The 1418-nt window shown below is 69.3% G+C and carries 1 protein-coding gene; it reads right to left on the reverse strand.

Going from position 1 to position 1418, the window contains the following annotated elements; all coding sequences use genetic code 11:
• Positions 1-1418: amino acid adenylation domain-containing protein (locus ASC93_RS21270; protein WP_162251941.1), on the reverse strand; the 1418-nt coding region annotated here is incomplete at both ends.

Genomic DNA, 1418 nt, shown 5'->3' on the forward strand with positions numbered 1-1418 from the left:
AGGCGGTTTCGATCTCGCCCGGTTCGATGCGGAAGCCGCGGATCTTGACCTGCTGGTCGATCCGGCCCAGGAATTCGACGGTGCCGTCGGGGCGCTGGCGGGCCAGGTCGCCGGACTTGTACATGCGCGCACCGGGCTCGCCGCTGAACGGGTCGGGGATGAACTTCTCGGCCGTCATGCCGGGGCGGCGCAGGTAGCCGCGGCCGACGCATACGCCGCCGATGTGCAGCTCGCCGGCCACGCCGATCGGCACCGGGTTGAGCCAGGCGTCCAGCACGTAGAAGCGCGTATTGTCGATGGGGAGGCCGAGCGGCACGTTATCCTGCGCCGCGCGCGGGTCGAACTGGAAGCTGCAGTTGATGTCCGACGTCTCGGTCGGGCCATAGGTGTTGTGGAACAGGGGCGGCTGCGCCACACGGCGGAACGACTCGGCCAGCAGCTGCGAGTTGACCACCTCGCCGCCGATCAGCACCTGGCGCAGTCGCAGGGGGCGTTCCGGGGTCTGGTAGGACAGCAGTGGGTAGAAGGCGCGCGTGGCGCAGTTCAGGATGGTGATGCCATCGTCCTCGATCTGGCGGAATGCCAGGTCCGGCGCGTAACCCTCGGCCGGCAGGTGTACTTCGGCCCCCACCGCGAGCATGGCGAAGATGTTCTTCTGGGTCAGGTCGAAGCTGATCGACGAGAATATCAGCGCCTTGTCCGCGGGCGTCACGTCGTAGTGCCGTATGTACCAGCGCACGAGGTTGTGCAGTCCCTGGTGCGCGACGGCGGCGCCCTTGGGCTGGCCCGTGGAGCCGGATGTGTAGATCACGTAGCACAGGTGCCGCGGGTCGCAGGGGGCGGTCAGGTCGGCGCCGGAATGGGCTGCCAGTGCGGGCCAGGCGGTATCGAGGCAAAGGGAAGGCGCGTCCAGCGCGGGCAGGCGCTCGAGCAGGCGTTCCTGCGTCAGCAGCATGAGCGGCCTGGCGTCTTCCAGCATGTAGCGCAGCCGTTCGGGCGGATAGCTGGCGTCCAGCGGCACGTAGGCGGCGCCGGATTTCAGAATGCCCAGCAGGCCGACGATCATCTCCAGCGATCGTTCCACGCACAGGCCCACCAGCGCGTCGTTGCCGGCGCCGGCCTGGCGCAGGTGGCGCGCCAGCTGGTTGGCGCGGGTGTTGAGTTCTTCGTAGGTGAGCGTGGCGCCGTCGCACACGACGGCCACGCGCTGCGGCGTGCGCCGGGCCTGCAGTTCGAACAGCTCGTGCACGGTGTGCGGTCCCGGCTCGACCGTCGCGGTGTCGTTCCATTCGACCAGTTGGCGGCGTCGTTCAACGTCGTCCAGCAGCGGCAGCAGGGCGACCGGCGTGGCCGGGTCGGCGGCGACGGCGCGCAGCAGGTGCAGCCAGTGGTCGCGCAGGCGGTCGATGGTCGTCGCG

The organism is Massilia sp. Root335 (genome assembly GCF_001425685.1).
Taxonomy (GTDB): domain Bacteria; phylum Pseudomonadota; class Gammaproteobacteria; order Burkholderiales; family Burkholderiaceae_D; genus Telluria; species Telluria luteola.